We start from the raw sequence: 18,090 nt of genomic DNA, 5'->3' as shown, positions 1-18,090 counted from the left end.
AGGCGGTGCGCGGGTTCTTCGGTGTCGAGGCCGTGACTACGTCCGGTGGTTCCGCTCCTCCGTCGTGGAGCGGACCGGTTCGGCGGCCAGGAAGTCGCGGACCAGGGCCGCGCAGCGAGGTGCGTCGTCGAACCACGGGTTGTGGCCGCCGGGTACGACGGCGAGATGCGCGCCGGGGATCTTCGTTACGGACGGTCGTGCCTGGTCGGGTGAGCTGAATACGTCGTGCTCACCCCAGACGAACAGGGTCGGGGTGCTGATCCGTGCGAGCTCGTCGTCGGTCAGGACGTTCTCCGGGCGTGGAGTGCGGCCCTGCATCAGTCGGCACAGGAGGGCCCGGTAGGACGCGGCTTGTCCTGGTAGGCGCAGTGGCAGGCGGTGCAGGTCGAGAAGGTCGTCCGACATCGCGCGCGTCGCATTCACTCCGAGTGCCTCCGTGAGGGCGAAACGCGCGACGAACCGAGGCGACGGTAGTTGCATGAGGCTCTGGTCGAGCCTTCCCCGGATCGGGGACGTCAAGGATTCCATCTCGGCGATGCCTCGCGATCCCGGTAGGGCTGTGGCGGGGGTGCCGACAAGCGCTGCTCGCGACACTCGGTCGGGTGCGTCGAGCATCGCCCAGAGCGTGAGCAAGCCGCCGAGGGAGCTGCAGGCAAACGCGGCCCGGTCGAATTCGAGTGCGTCGAGAGTTCCGGTAAGTACGCCGACCGCCAGCTCGCGGACGGTCCGCTCCTGCCACCTATACGGCGGCGCGAGGCTGTGGCCGGGCAGGTCGATCAGGATATGGCGGAAGCCGGGCAACCCGGCGATCAGCGGTGCCATGCCCATGGCAGGCGCGGAGATGCCGTTGATGTGGACCAGCGGCTCACCCTCGCCTGCTGTCAGAACGCGCACCTGCACCGAAGGAGCGCTCAATGTGAGTGTGTGTTCGGTGATCGTCAGCCCGTAGGTGTCGGCCACGCGTTGTTCGGCCGCGCGGATCCGCAGCTCGAGTCCCTGGGAATTGCTCATGCAACCACTGTCGGGTGTGGGTGCCGTCGCAGTCTTGGACGAATGTTCGGCGTCAGGGCGCCGTGAGTGCGCCCGGCGTGATTCCGGCGAAGGCCGACATATCGCGGTGGAGGTGCGATTGGTCCGAATAGCCGCATGTCACAGCGACTTCGGCGGCGGAGCGGCCTGCCGTCAGCAGGTCGAACGCGCATCGGAATCGGACCACCATCGCTGCTCGTTTGGGTGTCACGCCGACCTGAGCGGTGAACTTCGACCACAGGCGCTGACGACTCCACCCGGTGAGGTCGGCCAGCTCCCACACCCGCACGGCGCCTTTGTCCGCGACGATTCGCTCCCAGCACGCGGCGACCTCGGGATCTGCCGTCCTCTTCGGCGTTTCCCGTGCGGTGAGAAATTTCGCTGTCACCGCGAATCTGTCCGCCCACGTTGCTGTTTCGGACAGCTGCTCGCGCAGCAATGGTGCCGCCGAACCCCAGATATCGTCCAGCCCGATCATCGTGCCGTTCAGGTCGGCCGGTGCGACACCGAGCAGGCCGAACGCGGCGATGGGCGACATCCGCAATTCGACACATTCGACCCGCGCGGCCTGAACATGGCGAATTCCCGGGGTGAGGCCGGCGACCAGGCCATCGAACGTGGAACCCTCCACAGTCAACCGGCTATCCCCGAATTGGATCACCACAGTGACCTCAGGCCGAGCGAAGATTCGCATATCGCACCCCGTCGCGGCGCGATCGCGAAACCCCGCCAGCACGACGCCCGCCATGGCCGATCCGGTCGACCGCGCCAGGTCCCAGCCGACATCCAGCTCCCGTTCGGACATGATCGGCCGCATCTGCTGAGCGTACGAGTGTTGTTGTCGGCCTGGCAACGGGACGATCGGGTCAGGGGTTGTCGACGTCGGCTCGGTCGGCGGCTTCGGTGCCCGCGGTCCAGCCTTCGGCGGAGCGGATGGTGATACCTCGGGTGCGGACGGTGGGGAAGTAGGTGTCGAAGGCTTTGTCTACGCGTTGCTGGTGGCTGGCCAGGACCGGGAGTAAGTGGGCGGGGTCGGGGGAGTCGGCGATCGTCGCTTCGGCGGCCGCGGCGAGGCGTTCGCCGATTCTCGAGGCGTAGGCGGTGAGGAAGGCCTTGCGGTAGTGGCGGGAGCGGGATTCCTCGGTGGTGGCGTTGTCGATCATGGTGCGGGTGGCTTGGACCAGGAGTGAGGTGGACAGGATTTCCACGGCGTCGAGGTCGGGGTCGTCGCCGACGATCGTGACGAAACCCCAGTCGGCGACGAAGATCGCGCGGGAGCGATTGGCTCGGGTGACCATGTCGATGAGCAGGGCTTTGGCGTCGGTGTAGGGGGTTTCGAGCCAGATTCGGCGGGCGGCGGGGAGATCGCGGTCGGTGCGCTCGGCATCGATCAGGGCGCGGTCGATCGCGTACTTGGTCATGAGTTCCTGCGCCTTGGCGGACAGGGTCTCGGCTTCCTCGGCGAAGGACGTCGACTCGGCCTTGGCGAGGAGGCCGCGGACTCGGCCGAGGGTCTTCTCGTCGACGTGATGGTGGGTGGCGGTCTGTCCGCGGGTGCCAGGGAGCGGCACGATCTGCTCGAGTTTCGGGAGTTGGATGAGCAGGGCGAGGGCGGTGAGGGCCGCGGTGAGGGCCTGTTCGTCGGTGAGTAGCGCGCGGTCGGCCCACTGCTCGAGGTGCGGCCGATCGGATGTCCACCACACCGTGGCGCCCAGTTCGTTCAGTTGCGTCTGCCAGATCTCGTCGACGGATTCGGGTGCGAAGCCGGCGCGGTGGCCGGCGATCAGGTCGGTCAGATACCCGATCGCGAATTCGTCCAACCGCCTGCGCGCGGCCTCGTGTATGTCGCTCGGCAACCAGCCGAACTCGAAGGCGCGGGCGATGATTCGCGCAGCGGCGAGCGCAACCCCCGCACCCGGCTCCGCTGCCGCTACCTGTTCGGCGAACCGCTCGATCGCGTTCTTGTCGCCCTGTGCGGCGAGGAAGGCGACGGTCGCGATCGCATCGGCGACCTGCGACGGGTCACCGGAGAGCGCGTCGTCGACCGGAAGTCCGGGCGCGGCCGACGGCTTGCGACCTGTCCGGCGCCGACGATTCTGCTTGGCCAAGGTGTGCGCCGATCCTGTCCGTGGAGGCGCTGCCCGCGATGAGGTGGGCAGCAGCGAGAAGTTCGCGGCGTCCATTGTCGCAGCGGGCCCGCACGGTCGTGCGATCGAGTTCGAAGCCTCCGCGCAGGTCAGCCGGCCCGGGAGGATCGCGCAATCGTAATCGTCGCTCGCTCACGGGAATCCGACCGTGAAAGGATTTCGCACGGCGGTCGGTGCGACTAGGGTGGCGGTATGAGTTATCGGGGGATGTTGCTCGACGAACGGGCCGAACTTGTCGAACTGCTGCGGGGTTTGAGTGAGCAGGAGTGGGAGACACCGTCGCTGTGTGTGGGGTGGCGGGTGCGCGATGTGGTGGGGCACCTGCTGCAGGACACACTGAGTCCACTGAGCTACGCGGCGGTCGTGGTGAAGAGTCGCGGCTCGGTGGAGCGCACCAATAACGCACTCGCGCAGTCGTTCTCGGGGCTGACGACCGAGCAGCTCGTGGACAAACTCGACAAGGAGTCGGGTCGTCTGTCGAAGTACTCGCCCCGGCTCATGCTCTCCGACCTCGTAGTCCACCACCAGGACATCCGACGCCCGCTCGCCCGCCTGCGGACGATCCCCGCCGACCGTCTCACCGCGGTCCTCGACTACCCCGACCCGTTCGCCTTACCCGGCAGGTTCACCAAGGGCCTGCGTTTCGTCGCCACCGATATCGACTGGTCCTCGGGCGACGGCCCGGAAGTTCGCGGCCCGGGCGAGGCCATCGCCCTGGCCGTGGTCGGCCGCACCGTCGCGCTCGACGACCTCACCGGTGGCGGACTCCCCGAACTCCGCCGCCGCATGTCCTGACATCGGGAGGGAACGTCGATCGGGCTCAGCGCCGTAGCGCGGTCTCCGTCTCCGTTCGCGACAGCTTGTCGGGATTGCGCACGGAGTAGAGCCCGGTGATGAGTCCGTCGTCGATGCGCACCGCGACTACGGTGTCGATCGTGCCGTCGAGGCGCAGAATCAGTGCCGGGTGGCCGTTGAGCTGGGCCGGTTCGACGGTCATCTCGGCGCCGATTCTGGGCAGCCCGGCTGTCAGCAACGCGGCGACCAGGCCGGCTCCGGTGATGGGGGACAGGGCGGCCTGCTTGATTCCGCCGCCGTCGCCGAGGAAGACGACATCAGGGGCCAGTAGGTCGAGCAAATGCTGTAGGTCGCCGGTTTCGATCGCCCGCTGGAAGGCGGCGAGCGCGTCGCGGGACTCGTTCGGGGACACGATTCCGCGTGGTCGGCGGGCTGCGACGTGGGCACGAGCTCGGTAGGCCAGTTGGCGGACGGCGGCTGGGGTTTTGTCGACGGCGTCGGCGATTTCGTCGTAGTCCAGGTCGAATACTTCGCGGAGTACGAACACCGCTCGCTCGATCGGGGTGAGTGTTTCCAAGACCAGCAGCATCGCCATCGAGACGCTCTCGGCCAGTTCGACGTCCTCGGCCACGTCCGGGGTGGTCAGCAGCGGTTCGGGTAGCCAGGGGCCGACATAGGATTCCCTGCGCCGACCGAGCGTGCGCAGCCGGTCCAGCGACTGACGGGTCGTGATTCTGACCAGGTAGGCGCGCGGGTCCAGCACCGTGTCGAGGTCGACGCGTACCCATCGCAGCCATGTTTCCTGCAGGACGTCCTCGGCGTCGGCGGCCGAGCCGAGCATCTCGTAGGCGACGGTGAACAGCAGATTGCGATGGGCGACGAACATCTCGGTTGCTTGTGCCTTGCCGTCGGGCGTGGTCTGCGCCGCCATGGGTAGCTCCTGTTTCCGCTCGGATGTGTCGCACACCAGACGCCGGTCGGCGCCGTTGCGTAACACCGGTGCGCAGTGGCGTGGATCACGTCGACGAGGGTGTTACGGATATCCGGTCGCGTTCGTCTCATGGTCGTTCGATTCAGCAACTACCAGTGAGGAACACGTCATGGAACCCCGATTCAACCTGTTCGATACCGAGGTCGGCGCCAAGTTCGGCAAGCGGTTCGGCAACGCCAGCCTGGCGCTGATGCAGTCGTCCCTGCCGAAAGCTACCCAGGACCTGGTGATGTTGCGCGTCAGTCAGATCAATGGCTGCGCCTACTGCACCGACGCGCACAGCAAGGACCTCGCCCACGCCGGAGAGTCCGCGACACGGATCAATCTTGTTGCCGCGTGGCGTGAGTCGACCGTGTTCACCGAACCGGAACGCGCGGCGCTCGCACTGGCCGAGGAAGGTACCCGCGTCGCCGATGCCGCTCATGGCGTGTCCGACGCGACCTGGGCCCAGGCGCGCGAGCACTACGACGACGAGCAGCTCGCTGCCCTGGTTGCCGTGGTGGCCCAGATCAACGCGGCCAACCGACTCGGCGTCATCCTGCGTCAGCAGGGCGGTGCCTACGAGCCCGGCATGTTCGAGGCCGTGGCCAACTGACCCCACGGCGGGTTCGCGTGACACGGGCCTCACCGCCGCGGACCGTTGCGGGAACGCGGACACAGACCTACTAGTCTGAATGCGTGAGTCTTGTGCTGTTGCCCGCTGTCGATGTCGCCAATGGTGAGGCCGTGCGCCTTGTGCAAGGGGAGGCCGGTAGCGAAACGAGCTATGGGTCGCCTCGGGACGCGGCGTTGGCGTGGCAGCAAGCGGGGGCCGAGTGGGTGCATCTGGTCGATCTGGACGCGGCCTTCGGCAAGGGGAGCAATCGGGAACTGATCGCCCAGGTCGTCGGCGAGCTCGACGTCAAGGTCGAACTGTCCGGTGGTATTCGTGACGACGATTCGCTGAAGGCGGCGCTGGCCACCGGGTGCGCGCGGGTCAACATCGGCACCGCGGCGATCGAGAACCCGCAGTGGTGTGCCCGGGTGCTCGGCGAGTACGGCGACCGGATCGCGGTCGGGCTCGACGTGAAGCAGATCGACGGGCAGTGGCGGCTGCGCGGCCGGGGCTGGGTGACCGACGGCGGCGACCTGTGGGAGGTGCTCGAACGCCTCGAGCGCGACGGGTGCGCACGCTATGTCGTCACCGACGTCTCCAAGGACGGCACGCTGACCGGCCCCAACCTCGAGCTGCTGAGCGAGGTCGCCAACGCCGCCGAGGCACCGGTGGTCGCCTCCGGCGGTATCTCGGTGCTCGACGACCTCGTCGCGATCGCGGGCCTGGCCGAAGACGGTGTGGAGGGCGCGATCATCGGCAAGGCGTTGTACGCCGGCCGGTTCACGCTGCCCGAAGCCCTGGCCGCGGTGCGCTGACACCGCCGATGACCGCCACGCCGAGCACCGCCGAACTGACCGACCTGCTGACCGTCGCCACCCAGACCCTGGACGGCGTGGTCGGGCGTTTCGTCGAAGGCCTCGGCGCGCCGAGCGCGGTGACCAAGGGCCGCAACGACTTCGCCACCGAGCTCGATCTCGAGCTGGAACGCACCATCTCCGCCGAGCTCCAGCAGCGCACCGGCATCGCGGTGCACGGTGAGGAATTCGGCGGGCCCGCGCTCACCTCGGGCACGGCCTGGGTGCTCGATCCGATCGACGGCACCTTCAACTACTCCTCCGGCCATCCCATGTCGGGCACCCTGCTGGCGCTGGTGCACGAAGGCGAACCGGTGATCGGCCTGACCTGGCTGCCCACGCTCGGCCACCGCTACGCCGCGGTGACCGGTGGGCCGCTGTACCTCGACGGTGTCGCGATGCCGCCGCTGGAACCGGGCAAACTCGCCAACTCGATGATCGGGTTCGGCGCCTTCAACCTCGACTCGGCAGGCCGCATCCCCGGTCAGTTCCGGTTCGACCTGCTCGGTGCCTTGAGCCGGTTGTCCTCGCGGGTGCGGATGCACGGCGCCACCGGCATCGACCTGGCGTTCACCGCGTCCGGGGTGCTCGGCGGCGCGGTGGTCTTCGGGCATCATCCGTGGGACAACGCGGCCGGGGTCGCGCTGGTGCGCGCCGCGGGTGGCGTGGTCACCGACCTCGCGGGCGCGCCGTGGACGATCACCTCCGGCTCGGTGCTGGCCGCCGCGCCGGGCGTGCACGAAGAGCTGCTGGAAATGATTTGTACCGTCAGCGAAGAAGAACGAGGGTGAACCCCATGACACCGCGCACCGACGAACGAGCGAGCACCACGGTGCCGAGCACCCTGGCGGTCCGCGTGATCCCGTGCCTGGACGTCGACGCGGGTCGGGTGGTCAAGGGCGTCAACTTCCAGAACCTGCGCGACGCGGGCGACCCGGTGGAACTGGCCGCGACCTACGACGCCCAGGGCGCCGACGAGCTGACCTTCCTCGACGTGACCGCCTCCACCGGCGACCGCGGCACCATGCTCGACGTGGTGACCCGCACCGCCGAACAGATCTTCATCCCGCTCACCGTCGGCGGCGGCGTGCGCACGGTCGACGACGTCGACCGGCTGCTGCGCGCGGGCGCCGACAAGGTGTCGGTGAACACCGCCGCTATCGCACGCCCCGAAGTGCTGTTCGAGATGTCGCAGCGCTTCGGTGCCCAGTGCATCGTGCTCTCGGTCGACGCCCGCACCGTGCCCGACGGTGAGCCCGACACCCCGTCCGGCTGGGAGGTCACCACCCACGGCGGCAAGCGCGGCACCGGCATCGACGCCGTCGAATGGGCCATCCGCGGCGCCGAACTCGGCGTGGGCGAGATCCTGTTGAACTCGATGGACGCCGACGGCACCAAAGCCGGTTTCGATCTGCCGATGATCACCGCGGTGCGCGCCGCGGTGCGCGTACCGGTGATAGCCAGCGGCGGCGCGGGCGCGGTCGAACACTTCCCACCCGCCGTGCACGCCGGTGCCGACGCGGTACTGGCCGCGAGCGTGTTCCACTTCGGCGATCTCACCATCGGCCAGGTGAAGAACGCGATGCGCGCGGACGGCATCACCGTCCGCTGACCCACTCTCAGGCTGCGGCTTCGGCCGAATTCGCCTTACGCCGAACTCTTCGGTGTCCGCGCACCACGATCCGCCGGTACGCGGACGATGGAATCACCGTGCGCCGATCGCGATGAATTCCGGTGTCGCCGGTGTTGACAGCGGAATGAGCATCGGAATCGCGTTGTCCCCGTTCGCCCTCGATCACTCCGCCAACGCCGTGGACGCGGCCGTCGACCTGGGCCGGGTGGCCGCCGATGTCGGGCTGAGCTCGGTCTGGTTGGGGCAGACCTTCAGCACTGACTCGATCGTGTTGGCGGCGTTGATCGGTCGGGCGGTGCCGGGGATCGAAGTGGGTACTTCGGTCGTCCCGGTGCCGGGCAGGCATCCGTTGCTGGTGGCGAGTCAGGCGCAGACCGCGCAGGCGGCGAGCGGCGGACGGTTCGTGCTCGGGTTGGGGCTCGGCGCTCGGTCGCTGTCCGAACGCGCGTTCGGCGGGCCGTTCGACCGTCCTGCCGTCCGGTTGCGTGAATTCCTCACGGCGCTGCGGTCGATTCTCGATACCGGTGAGGTCGACTTCCGCGGGGAGACAGTGACCGCAGCCAGTCCGATGCCCGCGGCTGTCGCGGGTGCCGACCCGACGGTGCCGGTGCTGGTAGCGGCGATGGGGCCGCAGGCGTTGCGGGCCACCGGTGAACTGGCCGACGGCACGTTGCCCTTCCTGGTCGGCCCCGAGGCGCTGGCCGAGCACATCGTCGCGCCATTGACCGCCGCCGCGGCGGCTGCGGGCAGGCCGCGTCCCCGCGTCGTCGTGATGGTCCCCGGCGTCGTGACTGCCGACGTCGCCGGGGCGCGGAGCATCGCAGCGGCGAAAACCGCCTTCTACGACACGATTCCGTCGTATCAGCGAGTGGTGGAGCTCTCGGGTGCCCAGCGGGCAGCTGAACTGGTGGTGATCGGCGACGAGGAGACAGTGGCCGCGCGAGTGGCCGACTATTTCGCCGCGGGCGCCACCGATGTGGTGTTCTCCCAGACTGATCTGACCACGCCCGAAGACCAGCAGCGCACCTGGCGGCTGCTCGGTGAGCTGAACCGCGCCCGCTGACCCGCCGTCACAGCCCCATCTCGGCCGCGATGACAGTGCGAAGGACATCGCTGGTGCCGCCCATGATGCGGTCGACCCGGTGGTCGGCGTAGAGGCGGGCGATCGGGGAGTCGGCGAGATAGCCGATGCCGCCGTGTAATTGGAGGCAGCGGTCGATCACCCGGCCCGCCGACTCGGTGCAGAACAGTTTGGCCGAGGCGGCGTCGGCGGGGGTCAGGTCGCCGCGGTCGTTGGCGGCCAGCGCACGGTCGACGACCGCCTCGACGGCATCGACCTCGGCGCGGCAGGCGGCCAGCTCGAATGTGGTGTTCTGGAAGCTCGCCGCCGGGTGCGCGAACGCGGTGCGCTCGGTGGTGAAGCGGTACGCGAAACGGACCGCGGCCTTGGCGTGCGCGTGGGCGCCGATGGCGATGGTCAGACGTTCGCGCGGCAGCTGCGCGGCGAGATGGGACTGGGCGCGGTGGGCGTCGCCGAGTCGATCGGCCACCGGCACCCGCACATCGGTGAAGGTGAGTTCGGCTGTGTCGGAGACCTTTCGACCGAGGGTGTCGAGTGCGCGACCGACCCGGTAGCCGGGGGCGGCGGCATCGACCACCAGCAGGGAAAGGCCGTAGGTCGGGTCGTCGGCGTTCGGGGGTGCGGTGCGCGCGCACACGATGACGCGGTCGGCGTGTACACCGCCGGTGACGAAGGTCTTCGAACCGTTGAGCAGGTACTCGGTGCCGTCCAGCGACATCGGCGCGGTGGTCCGCATGCCGGCGGGCTCCGTTCCGGTGCCCGGTTCGGCGACCGCGAGCGCGAACATCGTTTCGCCGGTGGCGAATCCGGGCAGCCAGCGCTGCTGCTGTTCGGCTGTCGCCAGGTCGGTGATCAGTGGCAGGCAGCGGGACACGTGGGCGCTGGAGCCGCCGAAAGACACTGCGGCGCGGGCGATCTCCTCGGCGAGCACCGCGCGGTACCGGAACGACTCGAGGCCGGAGCCCCCGTGCTCGACGGGCACCTCCATGCCGAGCACCCCGAGTTCGCCCAGCCGGTAATAGAATTCGCGCGGCACCAGTCCGTCGTCGTACCACTTGCCGAAACTCGGCACGACTTCCGCGTCGATGAACGCGCGTATCGTCGCCCGGAAGGCGCGGTGCTCGGCATCGAAAACTGTTCTGCGCATGGGGATTCCTTACCGGCCGCGAACGGCCACGAGCCGGCCCGCCCGAGGAGTTGATCGGGCGGACCGGCGAGACGGCGGGGGAGACTACTTGGGCGGGGTGGGAACCGCGGGGTCCTTGCAGTAGGCACCGAGCTCGGCCGGGCACGGCGCGAGAATGGTCGAGAAGTACTGGTAGGCGGAGAAGAGCGCCAGCGGACCACCGACGGTGACCAGGCCGAGCATCGTTCCTGCCGCACCGAGCGTGGCCGCGCCGAGCACACAACCGGCCACGGTGGCACCGACCCACGGCACGAGCAGCACGATCACCGGGCTGGCGATGGCCGCACCGGCGGCACCGCCGACCAGGCAGCCGATACCGCCGCCGACCACCGCGCCGACGATGGCGGCCACGGCGCTACCCACGCCGAGGCGCTGGCTGAGCACGCCGAGCGCGGCTTGATCACGCGGGGTGAAGGACTCGGCGATCTGCTGCGCCGCCACGTCCTGGGTGATCACGTTCGTGGCCGCGGCCACCGGGGCGCCGCCCTCCCGCGACGGCGTCAGGGTCGCGGTGCCGCCGTCGATGGTGGCGGCGATCGGGAACACCTTGTCGTCCATGCGGTAGGTCAGCGGCAGTGCGGCGACCGGGGTGTCGGCGCCGGTGGTGAGCACGAGCTGGCCATCGACGACCTGCAGTTTGCCGTCGGTGGACAGCACCGCGGAGTCACCCTGCCTGCTCACCTCGTAGCGCACCTCGGTCTGCGGTGCCGGATCGGCGTTGCCGGTCCCGGTACTGACGCACAGGGCCAGCGCGGTCATGGCCGCCGTGGCCAGGGTGGTTGACATCTTCATGGTGAACCTCATCGATCGGGGTGTATTGGGACAGGCCGCGCACGCTGGGATGCGCTGCGCAACGTTGAGGGAGCGACTACTTGCCGCTGGTGTCGATCAGGCCGCCGTCGGACAGCGACCAGTGCTCGCCGACGAAGGTCTGGATGCCGACGGACTCGAGTGGATAGCCGTCGCCCGCACCGGTTTTCATCGCGATGCCGGGCAGCATGAGGTCGGTGGAGACGTTGTCGAGCGAGCGCATCGCGTCCCGCAGGCCCTCGCGGGTCGGGCATTTCGCCGCTTCCATGGTCTTGCGGAAGCTCTCTGCCATCGTCCAGCCGGCCATGGCGTGCTGGTTCGTCGGGTCGGCGCCGGGTGCGTACTGCGCCATCTTGGCCTTGTATGTCTGCATGCCCGCGTCGGTGGCCCAGCGCGGGTCGGCGGGTTCCTTGAGGAACGCCGCGGTCACCGTGCCCTGGACGTTGGCCAGCCCGACCGGGCGCAGGGTCGCCATGGTGTTGGAGACCACGGCGAGCATGTGCAACGGATTCCAGTCGGTATTGCGGACATCGGCGGCCAGCGCCTGCGAGGCGAACTTCGGCGTCGAGAAGTTCAGCAGCACATCGGCTTTGGCATTGGCCAGGTTGCGGACCTGGGCGTCGACGGTGGGGTCGGTGACCTCGAAGCTCTGCTCGGCGATCACCTTCACCCCGCTGCCCGCGACGCCCTCGGTGAACGCCGCGAGCAGGTCCTTGCCGAAGTCGTCGTTCTGGTAGAGCACCGCCACGGTCGCGTTCGGCCGCTGCGCCTTCACGTACTGCGCGTACGCCAGACCCTCGGTGCGGTAGCTGGGCTGCCAGCCGATGGTCCACTGGTTCTCGGTGCTGGAACCGAATTTGTTCGCCCCGGTGGCGACGAAGACCTGGGGCACCTTGCGCTGGTTGAGATAGTCGGTGACCGCCGAAGAGGTCGCCGTGCCGAGGGTTTGGAAGACCGCGAACACCTGGTCCTGTTCGACCAGGCGACGGGTCTCTTCGACTGTCTTCGGCGGCTGGTAACCGTCGTCGCGTACTACATACTCGACTGTGCGTCCGTCGATGCCACCCTGCTCGGCGTTGATGTAGTCGAAGTAGGCCTTGGCGCCCTTGGGTACCTCGCCGTAGGCCGAGGCCGGACCCGACAGCGGGTACGCCCCGCCGAGTTTGATGGTGCTGTCGGTGATACCGATCGTCTGCTGACCCTTGCAGTCGCCTTGACCGACGGAGCCGGTCTCCTCGCCACGACCACCACACGCGGTGAGGGTCGCGAGTAGCGCGGCCGTCACACCGATGGAGCGGATTGCCCTAGTGCGCATGAGTTTTCCCTTTCCGGACACGATGTCCGAGCCATTGCGTCCACTGGGTGGCCAGGCCGGCCAAACCCTTCGGCGCGAGGTACATGACCGCGATGATCAGCAGTCCGAAGATGACGCCGGGTGCGGCTTGATTCACGTCCTGGGCGAAACTGGGCACGAACATCACGAACAGTCCGCCCAGCAGGGGGCCCCAGGTGGTGCCGAGCCCACCGACGACCAGCCCGGCCAGCAGCGTGATCGACAGCGTCAGCGCGAAGGAATCGGGTGAGACGAACGCGATCACCCAGGTGTAGACACAGCCCGCGATGCCTGCCAGCAGCGCGCTCCAGGCGAAGGCGAGTGTTTTGTAGTGCGCCAGATTCACCCCGAGCACCTCGGCGGCGATCTCGTTGTCGCGCACCGCGTGCAGCGCGCGCCCGACCCGGGAGCGCAGCATCCCGGCGACCAGGACGAAGCTCACCACGGTGGTGGCCAGCGCCAGGAAGTACAGCCACTGGTCCTCGGCCAGCCCGGTCCACGCCGGCGCGACGGGCTTGGTGACGGTGAGTCCCATGGAACCGCCGGTGATTCCGTCGAACCGCTTGAGCAGCGGCACCAGGAAGATCGCGATGGCCAGGGTGACCAGTGCCAGATACAGCCCGCGCAGCCGCAGCGCCGGGACACCGAGGGCGAAGCCGAGGACGAAGGTGACGGCCGCGGCGATCGGGATGGTCGCGAAATACGGTGTGTCCCAGTGCTCCATCGCGATCGCGGCGGTGTAGGCGCCGATGGCGAAGAAGGCGCCGTGGCCGAGCGAGATCTGGCCGGTGTGGCCGACCAGCAGGTTCAGCCCGAGCAGGGTGACCGCGTAGATCATCGCCATGGCCAGTTGGAAAGTGCGGAAGGGCACCAACTGGAAAGGTGCGACGCAGGCCAGCAGGACAAGCGCGGCCGTCGCGACGATCGGCCAGCGCAGCGTATTCAGCCGGTGCAGTATCGGTTTCGCGACTGGTGTGGCCGAAGGCCGTGTCGCAATGTTCACTTCGCTCATACTCGTTCCACCGCCGCGTGTCCGAACAGACCTTGGGGGCGCAGCAACAGCACGCCCAGGATGATCACCAGCGGCACACCGATCTTGAGTTCGGTGCCGATCGCGTCGACGTAAGCGCCGGTGAGGGTTTCGGCGACGCCGACGATCAGACCGCCTGCCACCGCGCCGCCGGGGGAGTCGAACCCGCCCAGCGTCGCCGCCGCGAAGGCGTAGATGAGGACCCCGCCCATCATGTTCGGTTCGAGGAACAGCAGCGGCGCCGACAGCACGCCCGAGACCGACCCGACCAGCGCGGCCAGACCCCAGCCGAGCGCGAGCACTGTGCCGACCCGGATGCCGACGAGCTTGGCCGACTGTGGGTTACACGCCACCGCCCGCATCGCGAGCCCGATCCTGGTGTAGCGGAACAGCAGATACAGCAGCGTCATGACCACGGCGACGACGAGCAGAATGCCGAGACTGCCGTAGCCGACACTCAGGCCGCCACCACGTAAAGCCCCCTCGGGAAAGGGATTCGGGAACGACTTGGTCTGATACGACCAGATCCAGCCCGCGGTGGCGTTGATGGTGAAAAAGAGTCCGACGGTGACGATCACCAGGGTGATCTCGGGTGCGCCCTCGACCGGACGGATCACCACTCGTTCGATCAGCATGCCGCCGGCGAAGGAGAGGACAAGGGTGAGCGGCAGTGCCGCCCAGAACGGCATGAGCTGGCTCAGCTGCCAGGCCAGAAACGCCGAGAACATGGCCAGCTCGCCCTGGGCGAAGTTGACGATCCCGGTGAATCGGTAGATGAGCACCAGGGCCAGCGCGAGGCCCGCGTAGATGGCGCCCGCGGACAGTCCCTCGACGAGCTGCTGCAGGAATTCGATCACGGCCGCACCCGATATCCCAGGTAGGAGCGGGTGACCTGCTCATCGGCCCTGATCTGCTCTGCGGTGCCCGACAAGACGATGCGCCCGGTTTCCAGGACGTGCGCCTGCTGGGCGACCTCGAGCGCGAGGTGGGCGTTTTGTTCGACGACGATCACCGTGGTGCGTTCCTCTTCGTTGATGGTGGCGACGATCCCGAACAACTCCTGGGTGACCAGCGGTGAGAGGCCGAGCGAGGGTTCGTCGAGCAGCAGCAGGCGTGGCCGGAGCATCAGGGCCCGGCCGATGGCGAGCATCTGCTGCTGGCCGCCGGACAGGCCGCCCGCGGCGTCGCGCTGCTTGTCGCGCAGGATCGGGAAGTAGTCGTAGACGCGGCGCAGGTCGGTGTCGACGGCGGCGCGGTCACGGCGGGGATAGGCGCCCAGGCGCAGGTTTTCTTCGACGGTGAGTGGGGCGAAGGTGCCGCGTCCCTCCGGAACATGGGCGACACCGAGGCGCGCCATCGATTCCGGTGCGCGACCGGATACTTCGTCACCGTCGAGGAGCAGACTGCCGCGAACCTTGATCATCCCGCACAGGGCGCGCAGCAGGGTGGTCTTGCCCGCGCCGTTGGGGCCGAGGATCGCGCACACGGTGCCCCGCTCGACCGAAAAGCTCACGCCATGAAGGACTTTCGCCGCACCGTACCCGGCATGCAGGTCGGTGATCGTCAAGAAATCGCTCGTGCCTGCCGTCGGCCAGTGCTCGCTCATGCCGAAGCTCCCAAGTAGGCGCGGATGACGGCCGGATCCTGCTGTACCGCTTCGGGTTTGCCCTCGGCGATCACCTGGCCGAACTCGAGGCAGATCACCCGATCGCAGGTGCCCATCACGAAACCCATGTGGTGTTCGACGACGATCACGGTCAGTGCGAGGTCGGCCTGCAGGGCGCGCAGCCGCTCGGCGAATTCGTCCACTTCCCCGTGGCTCAGGCCGTTCACCGGTTCGTCGAGCAGCAGCAGTCGCGGCCGCACCGCCAGCGCTCGGGCGAGTTCGATGCGTTTGAGGGTGCCGAAGGGCAGGCCGGCGGCCGGGTGGTCGGCGACCGCGGTCAAGTCGAGGCGTTCGAGCAGCTCGTCGGCTTCGGCGCGCAGCAGCTTTTCCTCCTTGCGCACCTTCGGCAACCGCAGTCCGGCTGAGACGAAGCCCGCGCATGCCCGGTGATGCGCGCCGACGAGGACGTTCTCGCGCACCGAGAGACGGGGGAACAGGCCGAGGTTCTGGAAGGTGCGGGCGATGCCGAGCCCGGCCAGGGCGTCGGGCCGCACCGTCGACAGGTCGGTGTCGAGGTAACGCATGGAGCCCGACGTGAGCCGGTTGCGCCGCGTCATGCAGTTGAACAGGGTGGTCTTGCCTGCGCCGTTGGGTCCGATCAGACCGACCATCTCGCCGGGAGCGACCGTGAACCCGACGTCCTGCAGAGCGGTGATGCCGCCGAAGCGCACCGTCAGGTTGGTTATCTCGAGCATGCGACGAACACTAAGACCGCAGGTCGGAGCCCACATCGGACGTTGCGGACCAAGAACTCGCCCGGTGCTCGTCCGCTGCGGACAGTGTGACGTGGTTGACACTGTGCTCCGCCCCATGCACACTCCCCGAACATGTCAGCTGGATCACGTTTAGCCGTTTCGACCGAATCCGATCAGGTCCAGGCCGAGCGTCAGCGGATCGCGAGCTGCGCCTACGACCACGCCGACGAGATCGCCGACGACGTGATGGCCAAGATCCGCGCCCAGCTGCCCGGCTACGCCACCGCGGACCCCGGTGTTCTCGACGATGTGCACGATCAGCTCGCCCGGCTGAGCCGCACCGGACTCGGTGCGCTGCTCGAGCACCGCCGCGTCTGCCCGGCCGATGTCGCCTACGCCCGGCAGGCGGCGGCGCGGCGGGCCCGCACCGGCTTGCCGCTGGTCGACTACATCGCCGCGTTCCGGCTCGGCCAGCGCGCCATCTGGAAAACACTGCTCGCGCACGCGGGCGATTCCGAGGCCGGGAAGGCGGCGGTGCTGTCGTTGGCGGGGCCGCTGGCTCGCTACACCGATCTGATCAGTACCCAGGCCACCGACGCGTATCTGGAATTCCAGCAGTACGTGGCCGATGAATCCGGGCGGGACTCGCAGGCCCTGATGGACGCGCTGCTCGACGGCACGCTGCCCGCGAGCGGTCCGCACCTGTCGGTGGCCACCGCGCACGGCATCGGGGCCGAACGCACCGTGCCGGTGGTCGTGGTCACCGCGGTGGTGCTCGATCGAGCGGAGCGTAGCGAGGACTCGTCCGAAAGCCTGGTTCAGGCAAGGCAATTGGTGTCCGCGGCGATGGCGCGGTGCACGGTCAACGGATTGCGGACGCTGTCGGCGGTGCGCGGCTCCGAGATCGTCGCGGTGCCCGCGCTCGCGAGCGCGGGCGCGGCCGACGGACTGTGCGAACGGCTGCGCGCGATGCAGGACGAACTGGGTGCCGAGGGCATCACGCTCGCCATCGGGGTGAGCACCGCGGTGACCGAGGTCGCCCAGATTCCGCGTGCCCACCGGCAGGCGCAGGCCGCGCTCGCGCTCCTGCCCGAAGGGGGTGGGGTGCTCGCGTTACCGCAGCTCACCCCGTTCAAGTACCTGCTCTTGCGGGCCGATGACACCACCCGTCAGCTGGTCGATCCGCGCATCGGCAGCGCACTGGCCGAGGACCGTGTTCGTGGCGGGACGTTGGCCGAGACGATCCGCGCGTTCGCCGCCGCCGACATGAATCTGCGCGAAGCCGCCGACGCCCTGCACATCCACCTCAATACGGCCAAGTATCGGCTGGGCCGGATCCAGGAGCTCACCGGCCGAAATGTGCGCAGCGTGAACGACCTCGTCGAACTGCTGGTGGCCATCGAACTGGCTGCTGTTATAAACGAGGCATGAGCCTGGACCCCGCCATCGCCGCCCGCCTCAAGCGCACCGAGGACGGATTGATCGCCGCGGTCGCGCAGGAAAAGGCGACCGGGGACGTGCTGATGATGGCGTGGATGGACGATGAGGCGCTGGCCCGAACGCTGGAAACCCGTCAGGCGACCTACTATTCGCGCTCGCGTCAGCAGTACTGGGTCAAGGGCGAGACCTCCGGGCACACGCAGTACGTGCACGAGGTGCGCCTGGATTGCGACGGCGACACGCTGCTGCTGATCGTCGATCAGGAAGGCGCGGCCTGCCACACCGGCACCCACACCTGCTTCGACGCCGACGTGCTGCTCGCCGCGGACTAGTCGCCGTCTTCGACGAGGATCCGATTCAGCCGGTCGGACAGCGTTTCCCCGAGCACCGCGAGCTGCGCGGTCTGCTGATCGGTGAGACCGTCCAGGACGAGCCTGCGTACGGCATCCACATAGCCGGGGGCGGCTTCGATCACCTTCTCGAAACCCGCGTCGGTGAGTACCGCGTACACCCCGCGTCTGCCCGCGGTGGTGTCGCGTCGCGCCCAGCCGAGACGTTCGAGCTTCGACACCACATGTGACAGTCGCGATAGCGACGCATTTGCCTTGTGGGCGAGATCACTCAGTTGCAGGCGGTGGCCCGCCTCTTCCGAGAGCAGGCTGAGCACCTGGAACTCGAAATGGGTGAGCCCGGACTCGCGTTGCAGCCGGGTGTCCAACGCGCCGGGGATCCGGGTCATGAGCGCGACGATCGCCTGCCATGCGCGCCGTTCGACGGGGTCGAGCCACTGGGTCATCGCCGGAAC

General features: G+C 68.3%; 20 protein-coding genes. 8 read left to right on the top strand and 12 right to left on the bottom strand.

Features of this window, described 5'->3' with window-relative positions; all coding sequences use genetic code 11:
• Nucleotides 1-36: 36 nt before the first annotated feature.
• From ACFWO8_RS23195 to ACFWO8_RS23185, 3 genes are read right to left on the bottom strand one after another with little or no spacing between them, the layout of a single operon-like run.
• The gene (locus tag ACFWO8_RS23195) at nucleotides 37-1,011 is read right to left on the bottom strand and encodes an alpha/beta fold hydrolase (protein ID WP_378957419.1); all 975 of its coding nucleotides are present in this window, start codon (nucleotides 1,009-1,011) and stop codon (nucleotides 37-39) included.
• 52 nt (nucleotides 1,012-1,063) lie between these two features.
• Nucleotides 1,064-1,846, bottom strand: a complete 783-nt coding sequence (locus ACFWO8_RS23190; protein ID WP_378957414.1) for a helix-turn-helix domain-containing protein — start codon at nucleotides 1,844-1,846, stop codon at nucleotides 1,064-1,066.
• A gap of 49 nt (nucleotides 1,847-1,895) precedes the next feature.
• Nucleotides 1,896-3,137 carry a DUF2786 domain-containing protein gene (locus ACFWO8_RS23185; protein WP_378957410.1) on the bottom strand — a complete coding sequence of 414 codons (1,242 nt, stop codon included), beginning with the start codon at nucleotides 3,135-3,137 and terminating at the stop codon, nucleotides 1,896-1,898.
• A gap of 231 nt (nucleotides 3,138-3,368) precedes the next feature.
• On the opposite strand from ACFWO8_RS23185, the gene ACFWO8_RS23180 reads away from it, so the two are divergent.
• Entirely contained in the window at nucleotides 3,369-3,971 is a 603-nt protein-coding gene (locus ACFWO8_RS23180) for a maleylpyruvate isomerase family mycothiol-dependent enzyme (RefSeq protein WP_378957408.1), read from the top strand.
• Nucleotides 3,972-3,996: 25 nt separating this feature from the next.
• Here ACFWO8_RS23180 and ACFWO8_RS23175 read toward each other — a convergent pair whose 3' ends face one another.
• Nucleotides 3,997-4,902, bottom strand: coding sequence for an RNA polymerase sigma-70 factor (locus ACFWO8_RS23175; RefSeq protein ID WP_378957407.1), 906 nt, complete (start codon nucleotides 4,900-4,902; stop codon nucleotides 3,997-3,999).
• 169 nt (nucleotides 4,903-5,071) lie between these two features.
• On the opposite strand from ACFWO8_RS23175, the gene ACFWO8_RS23170 reads away from it, so the two are divergent.
• From ACFWO8_RS23170 to ACFWO8_RS23150, 5 genes are all read left to right on the top strand, one after another.
• A complete protein-coding gene (locus tag ACFWO8_RS23170) occupies nucleotides 5,072-5,557 on the top strand; it encodes a carboxymuconolactone decarboxylase family protein (protein WP_378957405.1) in 486 nt (161 codons plus the stop codon).
• Nucleotides 5,558-5,640: 83 nt separating this feature from the next.
• The gene (gene priA, locus ACFWO8_RS23165; RefSeq protein ID WP_378957403.1) at nucleotides 5,641-6,372 is read left to right on the top strand and encodes a bifunctional 1-(5-phosphoribosyl)-5-((5-phosphoribosylamino)methylideneamino)imidazole-4-carboxamide isomerase/phosphoribosylanthranilate isomerase PriA; all 732 of its coding nucleotides are present in this window, start codon (nucleotides 5,641-5,643) and stop codon (nucleotides 6,370-6,372) included.
• Nucleotides 6,373-6,380: 8 nt separating this feature from the next.
• On the top strand, nucleotides 6,381-7,202 hold the full coding sequence (locus tag ACFWO8_RS23160) for an inositol monophosphatase family protein (protein WP_378957395.1): 822 nt from the start codon (nucleotides 6,381-6,383) through the stop codon (nucleotides 7,200-7,202).
• A gap of 5 nt (nucleotides 7,203-7,207) precedes the next feature.
• On the top strand, nucleotides 7,208-8,023 hold the full coding sequence (hisF, locus tag ACFWO8_RS23155) for an imidazole glycerol phosphate synthase subunit HisF (protein WP_378957392.1): 816 nt from the start codon (nucleotides 7,208-7,210) through the stop codon (nucleotides 8,021-8,023).
• Between the two features lie 145 nt (nucleotides 8,024-8,168).
• The gene (locus tag ACFWO8_RS23150) at nucleotides 8,169-9,107 is read left to right on the top strand and encodes a TIGR03564 family F420-dependent LLM class oxidoreductase (protein ID WP_378957378.1); all 939 of its coding nucleotides are present in this window, start codon (nucleotides 8,169-8,171) and stop codon (nucleotides 9,105-9,107) included.
• A gap of 7 nt (nucleotides 9,108-9,114) precedes the next feature.
• Here the strand turns inward: ACFWO8_RS23150 and ACFWO8_RS23145 are convergent, their stop codons facing one another.
• The 7 genes from ACFWO8_RS23145 to ACFWO8_RS23115 form a co-directional block, all read right to left on the bottom strand.
• A complete protein-coding gene (locus ACFWO8_RS23145) occupies nucleotides 9,115-10,272 on the bottom strand; it encodes an acyl-CoA dehydrogenase family protein (RefSeq protein WP_378957370.1) in 1,158 nt (385 codons plus the stop codon).
• Between the two features lie 84 nt (nucleotides 10,273-10,356).
• Nucleotides 10,357-11,103, bottom strand: a complete 747-nt coding sequence (locus tag ACFWO8_RS23140; protein ID WP_378957367.1) for a hypothetical protein — start codon at nucleotides 11,101-11,103, stop codon at nucleotides 10,357-10,359.
• A gap of 76 nt (nucleotides 11,104-11,179) precedes the next feature.
• Nucleotides 11,180-12,436, bottom strand: coding sequence for an ABC transporter substrate-binding protein (locus ACFWO8_RS23135; RefSeq protein WP_378957366.1), 1,257 nt, complete (start codon nucleotides 12,434-12,436; stop codon nucleotides 11,180-11,182).
• A complete protein-coding gene (locus ACFWO8_RS23130) occupies nucleotides 12,426-13,466 on the bottom strand; it encodes a branched-chain amino acid ABC transporter permease (protein ID WP_378957362.1) in 1,041 nt (346 codons plus the stop codon). The genes ACFWO8_RS23135 and ACFWO8_RS23130 overlap by 11 nt, the downstream gene beginning before the upstream one ends.
• Nucleotides 13,463-14,341 carry a branched-chain amino acid ABC transporter permease gene (locus ACFWO8_RS23125; RefSeq protein ID WP_378957356.1) on the bottom strand — a complete coding sequence of 293 codons (879 nt, stop codon included), beginning with the start codon at nucleotides 14,339-14,341 and terminating at the stop codon, nucleotides 13,463-13,465. Before ACFWO8_RS23125 ends, ACFWO8_RS23130 begins: the two co-directional genes overlap by 4 nt.
• The gene (locus ACFWO8_RS23120) at nucleotides 14,338-15,090 is read right to left on the bottom strand and encodes an ABC transporter ATP-binding protein (RefSeq protein WP_378957352.1); all 753 of its coding nucleotides are present in this window, start codon (nucleotides 15,088-15,090) and stop codon (nucleotides 14,338-14,340) included. Before ACFWO8_RS23120 ends, ACFWO8_RS23125 begins: the two co-directional genes overlap by 4 nt.
• Nucleotides 15,087-15,845 (bottom strand): ABC transporter ATP-binding protein, encoded by a 759-nt coding sequence (locus ACFWO8_RS23115; protein WP_378957347.1) that lies wholly within the window; start codon nucleotides 15,843-15,845, stop codon nucleotides 15,087-15,089. The genes ACFWO8_RS23120 and ACFWO8_RS23115 overlap by 4 nt, the downstream gene beginning before the upstream one ends.
• A gap of 132 nt (nucleotides 15,846-15,977) precedes the next feature.
• On the opposite strand from ACFWO8_RS23115, the gene ACFWO8_RS23110 reads away from it, so the two are divergent.
• A complete protein-coding gene (locus ACFWO8_RS23110) occupies nucleotides 15,978-17,276 on the top strand; it encodes a PucR family transcriptional regulator (protein WP_378957340.1) in 1,299 nt (432 codons plus the stop codon).
• Nucleotides 17,273-17,617, top strand: a complete 345-nt coding sequence (gene hisI / locus ACFWO8_RS23105; RefSeq protein WP_378957334.1) for a phosphoribosyl-AMP cyclohydrolase — start codon at nucleotides 17,273-17,275, stop codon at nucleotides 17,615-17,617. The genes ACFWO8_RS23110 and hisI overlap by 4 nt, the downstream gene beginning before the upstream one ends.
• On the opposite strand, the gene ACFWO8_RS23100 is transcribed toward hisI, so the two are convergent.
• Nucleotides 17,614-18,081: a MarR family winged helix-turn-helix transcriptional regulator gene (locus tag ACFWO8_RS23100; protein ID WP_378957331.1), complete on the bottom strand. Its 468-nt coding sequence runs from the start codon at nucleotides 18,079-18,081 to the stop codon at nucleotides 17,614-17,616. The genes hisI and ACFWO8_RS23100 overlap by 4 nt on opposite strands.
• Between the last annotated feature and the right edge of the window lie 9 nt (nucleotides 18,082-18,090).

The organism is Nocardia sp. NPDC058480 (genome assembly GCF_042720495.1).
Taxonomy (GTDB): Bacteria; Actinomycetota; Actinomycetes; order Mycobacteriales; family Mycobacteriaceae; genus Nocardia.
The sequence above is the reverse complement of the archived record's forward strand: the minus strand, read 5'-3'. Positions and strand labels throughout refer to the sequence as shown.

Bases quoted from the DNA above. Each gene is read 5' to 3' on its own strand.
- hisI (WP_378957334.1), top strand. From the start codon at position 17,273: ATGAGCCTGGACCCCGCCATCGCCGCCCGCCTCAAGCGCACCGAGGAC.
- ACFWO8_RS23195 (WP_378957419.1), bottom strand. From the start codon at position 1,011: ATGAGCAATTCCCAGGGACTCGAGCTGCGGATCCGCGCGGCCGAACAA.
- ACFWO8_RS23145 (WP_378957370.1), bottom strand. From the start codon at position 10,272: ATGCGCAGAACAGTTTTCGATGCCGAGCACCGCGCCTTCCGGGCGACG.
- ACFWO8_RS23115 (WP_378957347.1), bottom strand. From the start codon at position 15,845: ATGCTCGAGATAACCAACCTGACGGTGCGCTTCGGCGGCATCACCGCT.
- ACFWO8_RS23150 (WP_378957378.1), top strand. From the start codon at position 8,169: ATGAGCATCGGAATCGCGTTGTCCCCGTTCGCCCTCGATCACTCCGCC.
- ACFWO8_RS23180 (WP_378957408.1), top strand. From the start codon at position 3,369: ATGAGTTATCGGGGGATGTTGCTCGACGAACGGGCCGAACTTGTCGAA.
- ACFWO8_RS23100 (WP_378957331.1), bottom strand. From the start codon at position 18,081: ATGACCCAGTGGCTCGACCCCGTCGAACGGCGCGCATGGCAGGCGATC.
- ACFWO8_RS23130 (WP_378957362.1), bottom strand. From the start codon at position 13,466: ATGAGCGAAGTGAACATTGCGACACGGCCTTCGGCCACACCAGTCGCG.
- ACFWO8_RS23110 (WP_378957340.1), top strand. From the start codon at position 15,978: ATGTCAGCTGGATCACGTTTAGCCGTTTCGACCGAATCCGATCAGGTC.
- ACFWO8_RS23140 (WP_378957367.1), bottom strand. From the start codon at position 11,103: ATGAAGATGTCAACCACCCTGGCCACGGCGGCCATGACCGCGCTGGCC.
- ACFWO8_RS23170 (WP_378957405.1), top strand. From the start codon at position 5,072: ATGGAACCCCGATTCAACCTGTTCGATACCGAGGTCGGCGCCAAGTTC.
- ACFWO8_RS23160 (WP_378957395.1), top strand. From the start codon at position 6,381: ATGACCGCCACGCCGAGCACCGCCGAACTGACCGACCTGCTGACCGTC.
- ACFWO8_RS23135 (WP_378957366.1), bottom strand. From the start codon at position 12,436: ATGCGCACTAGGGCAATCCGCTCCATCGGTGTGACGGCCGCGCTACTC.
- ACFWO8_RS23190 (WP_378957414.1), bottom strand. From the start codon at position 1,846: ATGCGGCCGATCATGTCCGAACGGGAGCTGGATGTCGGCTGGGACCTG.
- ACFWO8_RS23175 (WP_378957407.1), bottom strand. From the start codon at position 4,902: ATGGCGGCGCAGACCACGCCCGACGGCAAGGCACAAGCAACCGAGATG.
- hisF (WP_378957392.1), top strand. From the start codon at position 7,208: ATGACACCGCGCACCGACGAACGAGCGAGCACCACGGTGCCGAGCACC.
- ACFWO8_RS23120 (WP_378957352.1), bottom strand. From the start codon at position 15,090: ATGAGCGAGCACTGGCCGACGGCAGGCACGAGCGATTTCTTGACGATC.